The 14,724-nt window shown below is 72.7% G+C and carries 13 protein-coding genes; 4 read left to right on the top strand and 9 right to left on the bottom strand.

Annotated features, from left to right (window positions below):
- Positions 1-228: 228 nt before the first annotated feature.
- The 4 genes from AB0937_RS11085 to AB0937_RS11070 all read right to left on the bottom strand — a co-directional run bounded on the left by AB0937_RS11085 (position 229) and on the right by AB0937_RS11070 (position 4,427).
- Complete coding sequence (locus AB0937_RS11085) at positions 229-708, bottom strand: ATP-binding protein (protein WP_366711105.1); 480 nt, start codon at positions 706-708, stop codon at positions 229-231.
- 444 nt (positions 709-1,152) lie between these two features.
- Positions 1,153-2,091 (bottom strand): acyl-CoA dehydrogenase family protein, encoded by a 939-nt coding sequence (locus AB0937_RS11080; protein ID WP_366710997.1) that lies wholly within the window; start codon positions 2,089-2,091, stop codon positions 1,153-1,155.
- Positions 2,092-2,097: 6 nt separating this feature from the next.
- The gene (locus AB0937_RS11075) at positions 2,098-3,231 is read right to left on the bottom strand and encodes an acyl-CoA dehydrogenase family protein (protein WP_366710995.1); all 1,134 of its coding nucleotides are present in this window, start codon (positions 3,229-3,231) and stop codon (positions 2,098-2,100) included.
- Complete coding sequence (locus AB0937_RS11070) at positions 3,231-4,427, bottom strand: amidohydrolase family protein (RefSeq protein ID WP_366710993.1); 1,197 nt, start codon at positions 4,425-4,427, stop codon at positions 3,231-3,233. The genes AB0937_RS11075 and AB0937_RS11070 overlap by 1 nt, the downstream gene beginning before the upstream one ends.
- Before the next feature lie 101 nt (positions 4,428-4,528).
- Between AB0937_RS11070 and AB0937_RS11065 the strand changes: the two genes are divergently transcribed.
- A complete protein-coding gene (locus AB0937_RS11065) occupies positions 4,529-6,037 on the top strand; it encodes an AMP-binding protein (RefSeq protein WP_366710991.1) in 1,509 nt (502 codons plus the stop codon).
- Here the strand turns inward: AB0937_RS11065 and AB0937_RS11060 are convergent.
- Entirely contained in the window at positions 6,016-6,528 is a 513-nt protein-coding gene (locus tag AB0937_RS11060; RefSeq protein WP_366710989.1) for an EF-hand domain-containing protein, read from the bottom strand. The genes AB0937_RS11065 and AB0937_RS11060 overlap by 22 nt on opposite strands.
- A 168-nt stretch (positions 6,529-6,696) precedes the next feature.
- Positions 6,697-7,077, bottom strand: a complete 381-nt coding sequence (locus tag AB0937_RS11055; protein WP_366710988.1) for an STAS domain-containing protein — start codon at positions 7,075-7,077, stop codon at positions 6,697-6,699.
- A gap of 364 nt (positions 7,078-7,441) precedes the next feature.
- On the opposite strand from AB0937_RS11055, the gene AB0937_RS11050 reads away from it, so the two are divergent.
- Together AB0937_RS11050 and AB0937_RS11045 are read left to right on the top strand one after the other, a co-directional pair.
- Entirely contained in the window at positions 7,442-8,023 is a 582-nt protein-coding gene (locus AB0937_RS11050) for a sigma-70 family RNA polymerase sigma factor (protein ID WP_366710986.1), read from the top strand.
- Between the two features lie 386 nt (positions 8,024-8,409).
- Positions 8,410-9,738 carry a zf-HC2 domain-containing protein gene (locus AB0937_RS11045; RefSeq protein ID WP_366711104.1) on the top strand — a complete coding sequence of 443 codons (1,329 nt, stop codon included), beginning with the start codon at positions 8,410-8,412 and terminating at the stop codon, positions 9,736-9,738.
- Between the two features lie 97 nt (positions 9,739-9,835).
- Here the strand turns inward: AB0937_RS11045 and purU are convergent, their stop codons facing one another.
- Together purU and AB0937_RS11035 are read right to left on the bottom strand one after the other, a co-directional pair.
- Positions 9,836-10,717 (bottom strand): formyltetrahydrofolate deformylase, encoded by an 882-nt coding sequence (gene purU, locus AB0937_RS11040; RefSeq protein WP_366710984.1) that lies wholly within the window; start codon positions 10,715-10,717, stop codon positions 9,836-9,838.
- A 46-nt stretch (positions 10,718-10,763) separates the two neighbouring features.
- Complete coding sequence (locus AB0937_RS11035; RefSeq protein ID WP_234850192.1) at positions 10,764-11,264, bottom strand: hypothetical protein; 501 nt, start codon at positions 11,262-11,264, stop codon at positions 10,764-10,766.
- A gap of 117 nt (positions 11,265-11,381) precedes the next feature.
- Between AB0937_RS11035 and AB0937_RS11030 the strand changes: the two genes are divergently transcribed.
- Positions 11,382-12,695, top strand: coding sequence for an ABC transporter substrate-binding protein (locus AB0937_RS11030; protein ID WP_366710982.1), 1,314 nt, complete (start codon positions 11,382-11,384; stop codon positions 12,693-12,695).
- 41 nt (positions 12,696-12,736) lie between these two features.
- Here AB0937_RS11030 and AB0937_RS11025 read toward each other — a convergent pair whose 3' ends face one another.
- Entirely contained in the window at positions 12,737-14,578 is a 1,842-nt protein-coding gene (locus AB0937_RS11025; protein ID WP_366710980.1) for a hypothetical protein, read from the bottom strand.
- Positions 14,579-14,724 lie beyond the last annotated feature (146 nt).

The raw sequence follows: 14,724 nt of genomic DNA, 5'->3' as shown, positions 1-14,724 counted from the left end.
GAGGACTCCCGTCGCTGAAGCCCTCGCCGTCCCCTCACGGCGAATCGTTCCCACAAGCGTGATCAAACCCTTACGACGCGTCAACGCCCGTTCGGAGGTTTGCCACTTATGACCTTTTTGATCCAGGCGCGCACGGAAGCACGACCAGGCGCACCGCATCGTGGCAGGACCGGAGCGTTCAGTCGCCGTGCCCCCGTACACCTCGGTCGCCAATCGGACGGCCGGGCCCTACACCGCCTCGTAGGTGATCCCCTCGCGAGCCGCCACGGCCCCGCCGTACGGCGCGACACGACTCCCGCACACGGCGGCGCCGCGCGGTTCGGCGCCGCAGTCCAGCTCGCACCAGATGCGCTTACCGGTGCCCTCGGCGCTCCAGCCCCAGCGGTCGGCGAGACCGTCGACGAGGGCGAGACCGCGGCCGCCGGTCGCGTCGTCGTCCGCGCATCGGGGCACGGGGGCGCGGACGCTGCGGTCGGCGACCTCGAGGCGGACGATGGCCTCCCCGGACGCCGCACCCGGCAGCGAGAGCCGCAGCACCGCCGGGCACCCGGTGTGCACCACGGCATTGGTGACGAGTTCGGAGACGAGCAGGATCAGCGTCTCGGCGACGGGCTCATCGGCCTGTATGCCGGACCCGGCCAGGCGGGAGCGGGCCCACCGCCGGGCTCGCCCCACTTCTGCGGGGTCGGGCCGGATCTCCAGCTGCACTTGAAGCACCTGCACCGCTCACACCATCCGAACCGGCGGACACTTAGGCTCGCGCCTCACGAGGGCCACGATCGTAGCCATTTTCTGCATGGCCAGAACAACGGCCGGGACGAGGATCACAGAACGTGAATCCCTTGTGGGACAGCATGGTTGACGTACAGTCACGCCAACAAGCGCTTCGGGCATATTCCAGCGCGAAGGAGTACCCGTGCGGCATACTGTGCGACGCTCGCCGCGGGCAGTCGAACAGGCGGCGCCACGGGGTCGCACTGCGCTCGGAGCCACTCGCATCTGACACAAGGTACCGGAGTCGGCAATCGACTCCAGGCCGTAACGAGTCACACTGAGGACACAAGCCGATATCAACGCTCCGTGATTCCGGTGTGCCACGATCCGTGACATCTCCGGGAGGGGCGTGCGGCGATACCCCGGTCAGACGGCCCGTCAGACCGCTTCGGACGCCAGGGTCGCCGCGAGCAGCTCCTCACTCTCCGTGACTCCGCCCGCACGCCGGGTTCGAACCCATGCGCGTTTCAGATGCAGATGGACCTCGGACTCCCAGGTGAAGCCCATGCCGCCGTGCACCTGGAGACAGTCGCGGGCGCCGCGCACGGCGGCCTCGTCGGCGAGGAGCCGGGCCGCGGCGATGTCGGCGGGGTCGCCGGTGACGGCGGCGGCGTAGACCGCGGCGCGGGCCGTCTCGACCCGGACCAGGATCCCCGCGCACAGGTGTGCCACCGCCTGGAAGGCCCCGACGGGACGGCCGAACTGTTCGCGCACCCGGGCGTGTTGCGCCGCGAGTTCGCAAACCCGGGTCGCCGTGCCCAGTTGCTCGGCCGCCGTGAGCAGGATCGCGACGGGATCGGGCGCGGGTCGCCGGGCGGTCACGCGGTGCAGGGGGGTCAGCGGGTCGATCGAGCGCAGCGGCACGGCCCCCGTGGCGTCCCCGCGGACGACGTCCGCATCCGCCAGCCATTCCACGAGCCCGCCGTCCACGGCCGCCACGACCGTCTCCCCGGTGGCCGCGCCCGGTACGGCACCGGCCGCGAGGTGGGTGGCGACGAGCGGGCCGGGCAGCAGCACCCGCCCGGCCTCCTCGAACGCCAACACGGCCTCCGGCAGGCCGAGTCCGACCCCGCCCTGCGCCTCCGGCAGCCGCAGGGCGAAGAACCCGAGGTCCCCGAGGGCCCGCCACAGCCCCCGGTCGACCCGCGGCGGCCCGACCGCACGCCCCGCACCGGCCCCGCCACCACCCTCGGTGACACCGCTTCCGTCGGCCGCCTCCACCGCAGCCCGCAAGGCCGTCCCGTCGAACCGCCGTGCGAGCACCGCGCGCACGCCCTCCCGCAATGCCCGCTGGTCGTCCGTCAGCCGGAACCGCACGCAAGCTCACCGTCCCTTGGGCAGGCCGAGGATGCGCTCGGCGATGATGTCGTGCTGGATCTGCGAGGTGCCGGCCGCGATGGTGTAGGACAGGGCGGACAGCCGGTCGAGGGTCCACGGGCGGTTCAGGTCCAGGCAGTCGGGACCCAGCACCGCGGCGGCGGCGTCGTAGAGCTCCTGACGGGCGTGCGAGTAGCGGAGCTTGAAGACGGAGCCCGAGGCGCCCGGCACCCCGCCCGCCGCCTCCGCCGCACTGACGTTCCACTGTGTGAGCCGCCACAGCGCCCGGAACTCGGCGTGCAGTCCGCCCAGCCGGCGCCGCAGTGCCGGCTCGTCCCACCGGCCGTTCTTGCGGGCCTCGACGGCCAGTTCGCCCAGCACGCGCCGACAGGCCACGACCTCGCCCGCGAACGCCGTGCCGCGTTCGAAGGACAGCGTCACCATGGTCACGCGCCAGCCGTCGTTCTCGTCCCCGACCCGGTTCGCCACCGGCACCCGCACCTCGTCCAGGAACACCTCGGCGAACTCTGCCGACCCGGCGAGCGTCCGCAGCGGCCGTACGGTGATGCCGGGAGCGTCCATGGGCATGGCCAGCCAGGTGATGCCCCGGTGCTTCGGCGCCTCGGGATCGGTCCGCACCAACAGCTCGCACCAGTCGGCGACTTCCGCGTGCGAGGTCCAGATCTTGGAGCCGGTCACCACGTAGGCGTCACCGTCGCGCCGCGCGTGGGTGCGCAGCGCCGCGAGGTCGGAACCGGCGCCCGGTTCGCTGAAGCCCTGGCACCAGACCTCCTCCCCGCGCAGGATCGGCGGCAGCCAGCGCCGCCGCTGTTCCGCGGTGCCCTCGGCGGCGATGGTCGGGCCCGCGTGCAGCAGGCCCACGAAGTTGGCACCGACGTAGGGGGCACCCGCCTTCTCCGTCTCCTCCAGGAAGATCAGGCGGGTCGTCGGGGAGGCGTCCCAGTGGACGTCGGCGTACCCGGCGTCGTGGAGCCGGCGCTGCCAGCCGAGGTCGTAGGCGCGCCGCCCCGGCCAGTCGCCGGGGGACGGCTTGGGCGGGAGGCCGGGGAGCACCGCCGCGAGCCACTCCCGCAGCCGGGCCCGGAAAGCGGCCTCCTCGGGCGTGTCCGACAGGTCCATCAGCGGTCGAGGTCCAGGTCGAGCATCCGGATGGCGTTGCCCCGCATCAGCTTGTACACCGTCTCGTCGTCGAGGCCCTCGACGTGCTCGAGGGCGACCTCCTTGGTGTGCGGGAACGTCGAGTCGACGTGCGGGTAGTCGGTCTCGAAGGTGGCGTTGTCGCGGCCCACCACGTCCAGGGACGCCACCCCGTGCCTGTCGCGGAAGAAGCAGCAGAAGATCTGCCGGTAGTAGTACGTGGACGGCGGCTCGGGGATGGCGCCCCGCACCCCGCCCCAGGCGCGGTGCTCCTCCCAGACGTCGTCGGCGCGCTCCAGGGCATAGGGGATCCAGCCCATCTGGCCCTCGGAATAGGCCAGTTTGAGGCGCGGATAGCGCACCAGGACTCCGCTGAAGAGGAAGTCCATCATCGAGGCCATCGCGTTGTTGAAGCTGAGTGAGGCCTGGACGGCGGGCGGGGCGTCCGGGGAGGCGGCGGGCATCTGCGAGGACGAGCCGATGTGCATGTTGACGACCGTGCCGGTCTCCTGGCAGGCGGCGAAGAACGGGTCCCAGTAGCCGGAGTGGATGGACGGCAGTCCGAGGTGGGTGGGGATCTCGGAGAAGGTCACCGCACGCACCCCGCGGGCGGCGTTGCGGTGGATCTCCCCGACCGCCAGGCCGACGTCCCACAGCGGGATCAGGCACAGCGGGATGAGCCGCCCGCCGCTGTCGCCGCACCACTCCTCGACCATCCAGTCGTTGTAGGCGCGCACGCAGGCGAGGGCGACCTCCTTGTCGTGCGCCTCGGCGAAGGTCTGGCCGCAGAAGCGCGGGAAGCTCGGGAAGCACAGGCTCGCCTCGACATGGTTGAGGTCCATGTCCTTCAGGCGTTCCTTCGGGTCCCAGCAGCCGGGCCGCATCTCCTCGCGGGTGATGCCCTCCAGGGTCATCTCGTCGCGGTCGAAGCCGACGGCGGCGATGTTGCGCTTGTACGGGAACTTCAGGTCCTCATAGACCCACCAGTCGGTGGGCTGGCCGTCCGGGTCCATGGTGATGCGGTATTTGCCGCCGACGTAGGCGAGTTCACCGATGCCCGCGGTCAGCGCCCGGGGGCCGCGCTCGCGGTACTTGGCCGGCAGCCACGTGTCGAAGAGGTGGGCCGGTTCGATCACGTGGTCGTCGACGCTGATGATGCGGGGCAGTTCGGTCGCCATGGGTCCCCTCCGCCGGACGGTACTTATCTGATGACTCGTCAGATAGCATCGCACCTGACGGTCCGTCAGCCAAGGAGCTCGCCGAGCAGCAGGGGGCAGCCGTGAACGACACCCCGCACGCCCTGAGCGCGTCCCGCACGCTGTGGGAGCTGGTCACCCGGCGCGCGGCCCTCACGCCCGACCGCCCGCTCTTCCTCCAGGACGACCGGACGCTGACCTTCGGGGCTCTCCGCACCCGTGCCGAGCGGGTCGCGGCCGGGCTGTACGGCATGGGCGTACGCCCCGGCACCGTGGTCGCCTGGCAGCTGCCCACCCGCATCGAGACGGCCGTGCTGTCCTTCGCCCTGGCCCGGCTCGGCGCCGTGCAGACCCCGGTGATCCCCTTCTACCGGGACCGCGAGGTCGGCTTCGCGCTGCGCGAATCCAGGGCCGGGTTCTTCGCGGTGCCGGGCACCTGGCGCGGCTTCGACCACGCGGAGATGGCCCGGCGGCTCGGCGCGAAGGGCGTCTTCGAGGCCTACGACGACCTGCCCGACGGCGATCCGTCCGTACTGCCTCCCCCGCCCGCCGACGGCACCGCCGTCCGCTGGATCTACTGGACGTCCGGCACGACCTCCGACCCCAAGGGTGTTCTGCACACGGACCGTTCACTGCTCGCGGGCGGCTCCTGCCTCGCGCACGCACTGCGCCCCTCGGCGGACGACGTGGGCTCGATCGCCTTCCCGTACGCCCACATCGGCGGCCCCGACTACACGGTGATGCTGCTGCTGTACGGCTTCCCGGCGGTGCTGTTCGAGCAGTTCGCGCTGCCGGACGCGCTGACGGCGTACCGCGCGCACGGGGTGACGATGGCGGGCGGCTCGACGGCGTTCTACTCGATGTTCCTTGCGGAGCAGCGCAAGCGGCCGGGAGAGCCGGTGGTGCCGTCACTGCGGCTGCTGGCGGGCGGCGGGGCGCCCAAGCCGCCGGAGCTGTACCACGCGGTCGTGCGCGAGATGGGCGTGCGGCTCACCCACGGTTACGGCATGACCGAGGTGCCGATGATCACCATGGGGAACCCGGACGACACCCCCGAGCTGCTGGCGACGACCGAGGGGCGGCCGCCGGAGGGCATGGAGATACGGATCGTGGACGGGGAGGTGCGGCTGCGCGGGGAGGCCGTGTGCCGCGGCTATCTGGATCCGGGGCAGACGGCGGAGGCCTTCGACGCCGAGGGGTTCCTGCGCACCGGCGACCTCGGTCGGCTCACCGAGACCGGGCACCTGGTCCTCACCGGCCGGCTGAAGGACGTGATCATCCGCAAGGGCGAGAACATCTCGGCCCAGGAGATCGAGGACCTGTTGCACCGGCATCCGGCGGTCGGGGACGTTGCGGTGATAGGCCTGCCCGACGCGGCGCGCGGCGAGCTGGTGTGCGCGGTGGTGGAACAGCCGCCGGGGGCCGGGGCCTTGACGCTCGCGAGCGTCACCGCCTTCCTGCGCGCCGAGGGGCTGTCGGTGCACAAGCTGCCGGAGCGGCTGGAGGTGGTGGACGCCCTTCCGCGGGGCGAGACCCTGCGGAAGGTGCTGAAGTACAAGCTGCGCGAGCGCTATTCGGGCACGGTGAAGTAGCGGGCGAACGCGGGGACGACCTCGGCCTCGCCGACCTTGCCGTCACCGTCCGTGTCGAGCGTGGCGGCGGCCGGTCCGGCGACGTCCTCGGGGACGCCGAGGCACTTCAGGACGCGTCCGGCCTCGTCGACCGTCGCCGTGCCGTCGCCGTCGGTGTCCGCGACGTCCAGGGCCGCGTGCAGGAAGGGGCGGGCGATCTCGGCGAACCGGTCGGGGTTGTCGCGCAGGCGCTTGACCGCGCCGTTGACGAACTCCTCGCGCGTGATGCGCTGGTCGCCGTCGCGGTCCGCGATTCCGGCCATGCCCTGCCAGAAGGCCTCGGCACCGCCGTACAGGGCCTGGCCCTTGTCGGACCGGGCCGCCACGGCGAACTCCGTGAGCAGCGCCTTGGCGGCGCCGTAGAAGTCCTCGCGGTCGATGTAGCCGTTGCCGTCCTGGTCGAAGGTGGCGAACCGGGCGGCGATCCTGCGCTCGTACTCGCTGCTGACCATGTCTCTCTCGGGCCGCCTTACGTCGGGTGGGGTGCGTCTCGGTCGGAGCGTACGACGGAGGGTGCCGTTCGGGCGCGGGAAAACGTCACTTGTGCCAAGACCGGGGGAATTCCGGGACAACGGCGTGTCGGAACGGCGACATTCGCCGTACCGTGCGTCATCGGGCCGTCACGCGGACAGGGGTTCGCCCTCGTCGCCGAGGGCCGCCTCCACATCGCCGTACACGTCGAACAGTCTGCGGACACCCAGCGCGCCGAGCACCCGGTTGACGTGGGACCCGTCGGCCGCGCCCCGGGCGGGCAGCACGAGGCGCAGCCGGCCCTGGCACGAGCGGATCAGCCGGCGGGCCGCGATGAGCACGCCGACGCCGCTGGAGTCGCAGAAGAACACCTCGGACAGATCCAGGACGAGACAGTGATGTCCCTCGGCCACCACGTCGTGCACGCGCTGACGCAGCACCGGTGAGGTCACCAGATCCAGCTCGCCCGACACCTGGAGCACGGCCCATTCGCCCTGCTCGCCGCCGGTCACTTTGAAGGTCACCACCACGCCCTTCGATCGCCAAACCGGAAGCAGACCCTACGCTTCCTTGCAGCGCGGCTGCCCAGCGGCGGTTCCCTGAAACGCAACCCGGAAAACGGATCCCCCGCAGAAGAGGCTTGTTTTAGTCGACTTCGATCCTGTTCGATCCTCTTCAGGCAGGTCTGATCGGAGGTCGGTGGGGTAGGCGCGAGCCCAAAGGCACCCGGTGCGAGCGCCGGTGGTCCTCTACCACCTGCAGCCGGTCAGGGGGCGCACATTGCCACAAAGGGGCGTGCGCCACCGGACGTGCCGACTACATTCGAGGAGACGTCGGACACAGGCTGGACACAGCACGCGCGCGGGACACGAGCAGAGGGGGTGAGGGGGTCACATGGCGGAAAAGGACGTACCGCCTCGCTGGGACCGCACGATGCAGCAGCGGCTCGCCCGCGGCGAAGCGGCCGCCCTCGGCGAGCTCTACGACCGGTTCGCCTCCCTCGTGCACGGCCTCGCGCACCGCGTGCTCGGCGACGAGCGCGCCGCCGACGGCATCACCCGCGAGGTCTTCGTCCACGTCTGGGAGCATCCCGACTCCTACGACCCCAGGCAGGGGCCGTTGCGTACCTGGGTCGCCACCCTGACGCACCGGCTCGCGGTGCAGCGGCTGCGCGCCACCGAGACCGCCGCCCTCGCCCGGGACGGCGCCGGCACGGCGGAGGAACTGGAGCACAGGGTGCGCCGCGCCTCGGTCGCCGCCCGCGCCGACTACATCGTCCAGTCCATGCCGGTCCCGCTGCGCTCGGCCCTGGAGCGGGCCTACTTCCAGCGCCGCGACTACCGCCAGACGGCCACCGACCTCGGCATCACCGAGGACGAGGCCCGCCGCCGCCTGCGGCTCGGCCTGCAACTGCTCTCCACCGCCCACGACACCGAACCACCGGGCGCCCCGCCCGGATACGGGGGTGCGGCGTGAACGGGCCGGACCGGTTCGAGGCGTACGAGGGCGGCGCGGGGGAGGACGACCCAGAGGAGCAGGACAACAGCCGGGACGAGAGCGACATCCAGGACGAGACCGACGTGCGGGACGAGACCGGCACCCCGCGCGCAATCGGCGAGTCCGGACACGGCCCCGCCCCGGACACCCCGGACGCCTCCGACGGGCCGGGCAGGCCGGGGCCGGGCGGCTTCGGCAGGCCGGGTGGGCCACGGGCGGGCGGCTTCGGCAAGACGGACGAGCCAGGGCCGGGCGGCTTCGACGGGCCGGGCGGGCTACGGCCGGACGGCGCCGGTGGGCCGGACGAGCCACGGCCGAACGGCCCCCACGGGCCGGACCAGCCACGGCCGGACGGCGCCAATGGGTTGAACGGGCCACGGCCGGATGGCACCGACGGGCCGGACGAGCCGGGCCCGGACGGCCCCGACGGGCCGGGTGGGCCGGGCCGGAGCGAGCGCGGTGGGGCCACGGGGCGCGGGCGGCCGCCGCGGATCCCCACGCCCCGGGCCTCCGTCGAGGACAGCGGGCTTCCGCTGCCCGCGCCGGCGGACCTCGGCGATCCGCCACCGCCCCCCGCCCCTCCGGTCTTCGAGCACCCCGTGCTGAAGGCCCTGCTCGGCGCCTGGGCGCTGGCCGCCTGCTCGGCCGAGGAGGCCACGGCCGTCGAGGAGCACCTCGGCGCGTGCGGCTCCTGCGCCGACGAGGCCCGGCGGCTGCGCGAGGCGGTCGGACTGCTGCAACGCCCCGAGAGCCTCGACCTGGACCCGGGGCTGCGCACCCGCGTCCTGGACACCTGCCTGGAGCGGCGCCCGCCACACGTCCCGGTGCCGGAGTGGGCCGCCGCGTACGACGCCGAGACCGCGCGCCTGGACGCGCTGCTGCAGGACTTCGGCGACGCCGAATGGCACGCGCCGGTGCGGCTGCGCTGGTTCCGCTCCGACGAGTCGACGAGCCGCCGCACCACCGTCGCCGGCGTCATCGCGCACCTGCTCAGCGTCGACGGCCTGGTGGGGGTCGCGCTCGGTCTGGACGACCCGCTGGGCGACGCCCCGGCCCGGCGTCCGACACCGGCGGCCCGCACCGAGGCGTTCTGGCGCGCCTCCCACTTCCCGCCCACCCGGTCCGTCCGCACGCCCTGGCGGGAGCAGAGCCACAACCTCGTGCGCACGGTGTCCTTCACGGGCGGCGGCGCCGAGCAGACGCCGGTGTCGTACGGCGACTTCGAACTGCCGCTGCACGACGCGATGCTGGACCGCGCCTTCGAGTGCTGGGTGCACGCGGAGGACATCGCCGACGCCGTCGACTACCCCTACGACCCGCCCTCGCCGCGCCATCTGCACCGCATGATCGACCTGGCGGCCCGCATGCTGCCGACGGCACTGGCCCACCGGCGCCGGGCCGGTCTGGCCGCCCCGGCCCACCACCGCCACCTGGTCGCCGCGGGCGAACCGGGCCGCAGTCTCCGGCTGGAGATCGAGGGCTCGGGCGGCGGCGAGTGGCTGATCCCGCTGGACTCCCCCGCGGCGAAGGGCTCCGCCGAGCACGAGGTGGCCCACGTGGCCCTGGACGGCGTCGAGTTCTGCCGCCTGGCCGCCGGCCACGTCCCTCCCCAGGAGGCGGCGGCAGGCCAGGTGGGAGACAAGGAGGCGATCAGAGACGTCCTGTTCGCAGCCGCTTCACTCAGCCGGATGTAGTCCCCGGCCCCAGGGACGTGCCCTCAGGGGCGCGGGGGAACCGCGCGAACAACCACGCGCAACCCGCACCCGCCGCCGGACGGGACACCCCTAGCTCCTAGGCGAAGATCACAGTCCGCCGCCCATTGGGCAGAATCCGCCGCTCGGCATGCCACTTGACGGCCCGCGCCAGCGCCTGGCACTCCACGTCCCGCCCGATCGCGACCAGCCCGTCCGGCGTCACGTCATGCCCGACCCGCTCGACCTCCTGCTCGATGATCGGCCCCTCGTCGAGATCGGCCGTCACATAGTGCGCCGTCGCACCGATCAGCTTCACACCCCGCGCATGAGCCTGGTGATACGGCTTCGCCCCCTTGAAGCTCGGCAGGAACGAGTGGTGGATGTTGATGATCCGCCCCGAGAGCGCCTTGCACAGGTCGTCCGACAGCACCTGCATGTACCGGGCGAGCACGACCAGCTCGACGCCCTCCTCACGCACGATGTCGAGCAGCCGCCCCTCCGCCTCGGCCTTCGTGTCCTTCGTCACCGGAATGTGGTGGAAGGGGATGTTGTACGACCCCACCAGCTCGGCGAAGTCCGTATGGTTCGACACCACTCCCGCGATCTCCACGGGCAGCGCCCCGGTCCGCGCCCGGAACAGCAGGTCGTTCAGGCAGTGCCCGAACTTGCTGACCATCAGCAGGATGCGCATCTTCTGGTCGCCCCGGTTGATCTGCCAGTCCATCTGGAAGGAGTCACCGATCGCCGCGAAGCTCGCCCGCAGTTTCTCCACGGTCACCGGGGCGTCCGCCGAGAAGTGGACCCGCATGAAGAACAGTCCCGTGTCGTGGTCGCCGAACTGCTGGCTGTCCTCGATGTTGCAGCCGGTCATGAACAGGTAGCTCGACACGGCGTGCACGATGCCCTTGCGGTCAGGGCAGGAAAGGGTGAGGACGTACTGGTCGGCCGGGACCGCGGCGCTGGTGGACTGCTCGTTCATGCAGGACAGGTTCCCACAAGGAACGACACCACCGGCAATCGTCCCGCTAGGCGGACCTGGTCATGATCCGCAGCACTTCCAGGCTCCGCGGCGCCGCGTCCGGCTCCTCGCCGTCGCTCGCGGCGAGCCGCACGTGCGCGTCCCGGGCCGCCTGGACCGCTTCCGGCCACGCCTCGTGCTCGAGGTAGGCGGCGACCGGTGCGTCGGGCCCGACCTGGTGCATGATCCGCAGCACCCGCAGCACCGCGGTGTCGACGAGGGCCGCCTCCTGCGAGTCACGGAAGATCGTGCCGACGTACTTTTCGGCGGACCAGTGGTCCAGCCAGGTGTCCTCGACCAGCCGGTACACCGCGTCGGTCACGTCACCGTAGCCGTCCACACCGGCCAGCCAGACGTCCCGCTGGAACCCGGGATCGGAGAGCATGTGCAGCGCCGAGCGCACGTTGCTGCGCCAGCGCCACCACGGCATGTCGTTGACAGGCATGCCGCCCATGGTGGAGGAGCGACGGCCACGACGGGAAGAGTTCTCCGAAGCTTGCACGGTCATCGATCGTACGTTCCCCTCCACATCGCTCCCACAGGCCCCCGCAATTCACCTGCGCGTCACCCATTGTTGACCAGAGATCACGCACCGGTTAGCCGTGTGACGGAATCGTGCGGAAGCATGACCGGCAGGCGACGCACCCGCAGCACATTCCTCCCCGGCCTCCTCACCCGTCACGCCAGAGGCGCCGCACTCTCCGCGGGCACGGCGGTCGCGTGCGTGTCGCTCCTCGCCGGATGCGGGGTCGTCCCCGGCACCACGGGGGGTGTCGGGGACGACGACACCATCACCGTCATGACCTGGGCGCCGCAGGACACCAAGGCCACCAACAAGCCCGGCATGCCCGCCTTCGCCCGCGCCTACGCCCGCTGGATCAACGCCGAAGGCGGCATCAACGGCCGCAAGCTCAACGTGCTGACCTGCAACGACCACAACGACAGCGTGGCCGCCGCGAAGTGCGCCCGGCGTGCCGCCAAGGAGAACGTGGTCGCGGTCGTCGGATCCTACAGCCAGTACGCGGACTCGTTCTTCCCCTCGCTGGAGGGCGCGGGCATCCCCTACATAGGCGGCTACGGCATCACCAACGCCGAGTTCACCAGCCCCCTGTCCTACCCCGTCAACGGCGGGCAGCCCGCGCTGCTCGCCGGCCTCGGCAGCGCCCTCGCCGACTGCGGGCCCGTCGCGCTGATCCGGCCCGACACCATCGCGGGCGACCAGCTGCCCCCGCTGCTGGACTCCGGTCTGAAGGCGGGCGGGCACCGGGCCTCGACCGACCAGCGGGCGGCGGAGGACGCCACCGAGTACGACGGTCAGGCCGACCGGGCCCTGCGCACGACCGCCGCCGGCCCGGCGGACGACGGGTGCGTGGTGCCTGCGCTGGGGGACCGCAACGGCACCTTCATGGACTCCTTCCGGCGGGCCCGCGAGGACTACCCCGAGGTGCGGACGGCCACCGTGCTGGGCAGCGTCGACCAGACGGTGATCGACGCGACCGGCGGGGCGTCGGGACCCTACGAGGGCTCGTACATCACCGGCTGGTACCCGGTGGCGAGCGATCCGCGCTGGGACGGGATGAAGCGGGTGATCCGCGAGGAGGCCTTCGGCGACAACCGCATCGATCCCGCGGACGCCGGTGTGCAGACCACCTGGATCGCCTACACGGTGTTCCGGCAGATCGTCGAGTCGCTCGGCGACGGCGAGGTGAGTGCCGACACCGTGGCGGAGGCCCTGGACGACGGTCTCGAGGTCGAGACGGGCGGGCTCACCCCGACGCTGCGGTGGCGGTTCCAGGACAAGCTCGCCGCGGTGGGCTTCCCCCGCCTGGTCAACGCCAACGTGACCCTGCAGGTGGTGCGGGACGGGCGGCTCGTCGCGGCCCGCAAGGGCTTCGTCGACACCACGAGGACCCTGGAGAACGCCGACGTGAACTACTGAGCGTCCCCGCCCGGTGGTTCACGCCGGCCGGCCCGTCCCTGTCACAGCTGCGTCGGCTGGCGCTCGGTCAGGCCGTACTTCCTGGCGATGCCGTTCCACAGCCCGGCCGCCTTGGCCTTCTCCGTGCTGGCGATGCCGCTGGCCCGGTTGCCGGCCTGGGTCTGGCCCGTGGCGCGGGCCTGGCCCTTCTTGCAGCCCTTCTTGCCGGCCGTCTGGTCGGCCCAGGCCGCGTAGTGGTTGTCGGCCGAGGCGGAGGCCTGCCAGGCCTTGGTGAGGGCCGTGGTCAGCGCGGCGTGGTCGGGCAGCTTGTCGACCTCGATGCCGGAGAGCCGGGTGACCAGCGAGTTGCGCTGCTTGGCCGCGTCGCGCAGGTCCTTGGCGGCCTTGGGGAGGTTGTCGCAGCCCTTGACGTCGGCGACCGCGTTGATCACGGTGCTGCGGCTGTTGCCGCTGTCGGCGAGCAGCTTGTCCAGTTCGACCGCCTGGGCCCGGGCCGGGTCCGCGGACGGCGAGGCGGAGTCGTCCGTCGCGGGTGCGGAGGCGGCCACGGTCTTCTTGTCGCCGCCGTCGTCGTCATCGCCGCCCCCGCCACCGGCGAGCAGCGCGCCCGCGCCGACACCGAGGACGGCGATGCCGATGCCGACGGCGGCGATGACGGGAACGCGCGATCCGGTGCGGCCACCGCGCGAGCGGCCCGCGGCGGGCGGGGCGTGAGAAGGCTGGGGAGCACCGTACGGAGCCTGCGACTGCACCTGCGGCTGCGGCTCCTCGATGCGGGGCATCTGCTGGGTGGCCCCGGCAGGGCTCTCGGCGCCCGGGTCACTGCGGAAGAGGTTCTCGAACCCGGCGGGCGGCTGCTTGTCGCCGCCGCCGGGGACCGGCGGGATGTACTGCGTCGCCTCGGCGTCCGGATGCGAGGCGGGCGGCAACGGCCCTGCGCCCGCTCCGGGCCGGGGCCCGGTCCCGAGGAACCGCGTCGCCTCCGGGTCCTCCCCGGAAGGCATCTCGGGCGGCAGTGCCCCCGGGGCGACCGGGGGTATGTACTGGGTCGCCCCCTCGTCGGCGGCCGGGGCGACGGGCGGCAGATACTGCGTGGCCGCGGCGGCGTCTCCCGCGACGGGCGGTATGTACTGGGTCGCGCCCTCGTCCGCGGGCGCGGGCAAGGGGGCGCCTCCGGCCGGGGCCCCGTACGCGCCGGAGGCCGGCGGCAGACCGCCCCCGTACGCGTCGCCACCCTGCCGCTGCTGCGCGGCTCCCCCGTACGCGTCGCCACCCTGCTGCGGTGCTCCCCCGTACGCGTCTGCACCCGGCTGCTGCGGGGCGCCGCCGCCCGGGGCGCCGTACGCTCCCGCGGCGGGCGGCTGCCCGTAGTCGGCGGCGGACTGCGGCGGCCGGCCGGATCCGGATGTGCCGGAGCCCTCCGTGGGCATCGGGGCGCCGCCGCCAGCGGCTCCGTACGAGTCGTAGCCGCCCGTGGCCGCCGGCGGCTGTGGCGTGCTGTACGGGCCGGGGTCGGCCGGTGTGCCGGGGTAGGGGTTCGGGGCCTGGCCGCCCTCCGGGGGGAGGGCGCCCGGGGCCTGGGCGTCCCACGCGGGCTGCTCCGGCGTGCTCCACGGCTGGGACGGGGACTGCCAGCTCTGGCCCGGCGGCGGGGGCGGGGTCTGCTGCTGGTCGGGGCCCCACGGCTGGCCCCACGTCTGGCCCTCCGCGGGGGCCGACGCCTGCGGCGCGCCCCCCGAGGGCGGGGCGGGACGGCGGCCGGCAGCGTCGGCGGGTCCGCCCGTCATGCCCGGCAGCAGGGGTTCGCCACCGTCGGAGGGCAGCACGATGCCTTCGCGCGCGGGGCGCGCCGAGGGCTCCTCGCCCTGTCCACTCTGCGTCACCGGGACTCCTACTAATGGGGGACCTTGTGAATCGTCGGGTCACGCTACCGGGTCCCCAGAGCCCCGTGCCACGCAGCACAGGGCCCGACCACCCGCCCTGTGAGCGCGGTAACACCGACGGCTCACGGCACGTCGCCCACGTCACC

The sequence above is a fragment of the Streptomyces sp. NPDC047880 genome, from assembly GCF_040706515.1.
GTDB lineage: Bacteria > Actinomycetota > Actinomycetes > Streptomycetales > Streptomycetaceae > Streptomyces.
Note: the sequence above shows the minus strand (reverse complement) of the source record. Positions and strands in the feature narration are given on the sequence as shown.

Bases quoted from the DNA above. Each gene is read 5' to 3' on its own strand.
- AB0937_RS11075 (WP_366710995.1), bottom strand. From the start codon at position 3,231: ATGGACCTGTCGGACACGCCCGAGGAGGCCGCTTTCCGGGCCCGGCTG.
- AB0937_RS11070 (WP_366710993.1), bottom strand. From the start codon at position 4,427: ATGGCGACCGAACTGCCCCGCATCATCAGCGTCGACGACCACGTGATC.
- AB0937_RS11060 (WP_366710989.1), bottom strand. From the start codon at position 6,528: ATGGTCAGCAGCGAGTACGAGCGCAGGATCGCCGCCCGGTTCGCCACC.
- AB0937_RS11050 (WP_366710986.1), top strand. From the start codon at position 7,442: ATGGCGGAAAAGGACGTACCGCCTCGCTGGGACCGCACGATGCAGCAG.
- purU (WP_366710984.1), bottom strand. From the start codon at position 10,717: ATGAACGAGCAGTCCACCAGCGCCGCGGTCCCGGCCGACCAGTACGTC.
- AB0937_RS11035 (WP_234850192.1), bottom strand. From the start codon at position 11,264: ATGACCGTGCAAGCTTCGGAGAACTCTTCCCGTCGTGGCCGTCGCTCC.
- AB0937_RS11030 (WP_366710982.1), top strand. From the start codon at position 11,382: ATGACCGGCAGGCGACGCACCCGCAGCACATTCCTCCCCGGCCTCCTC.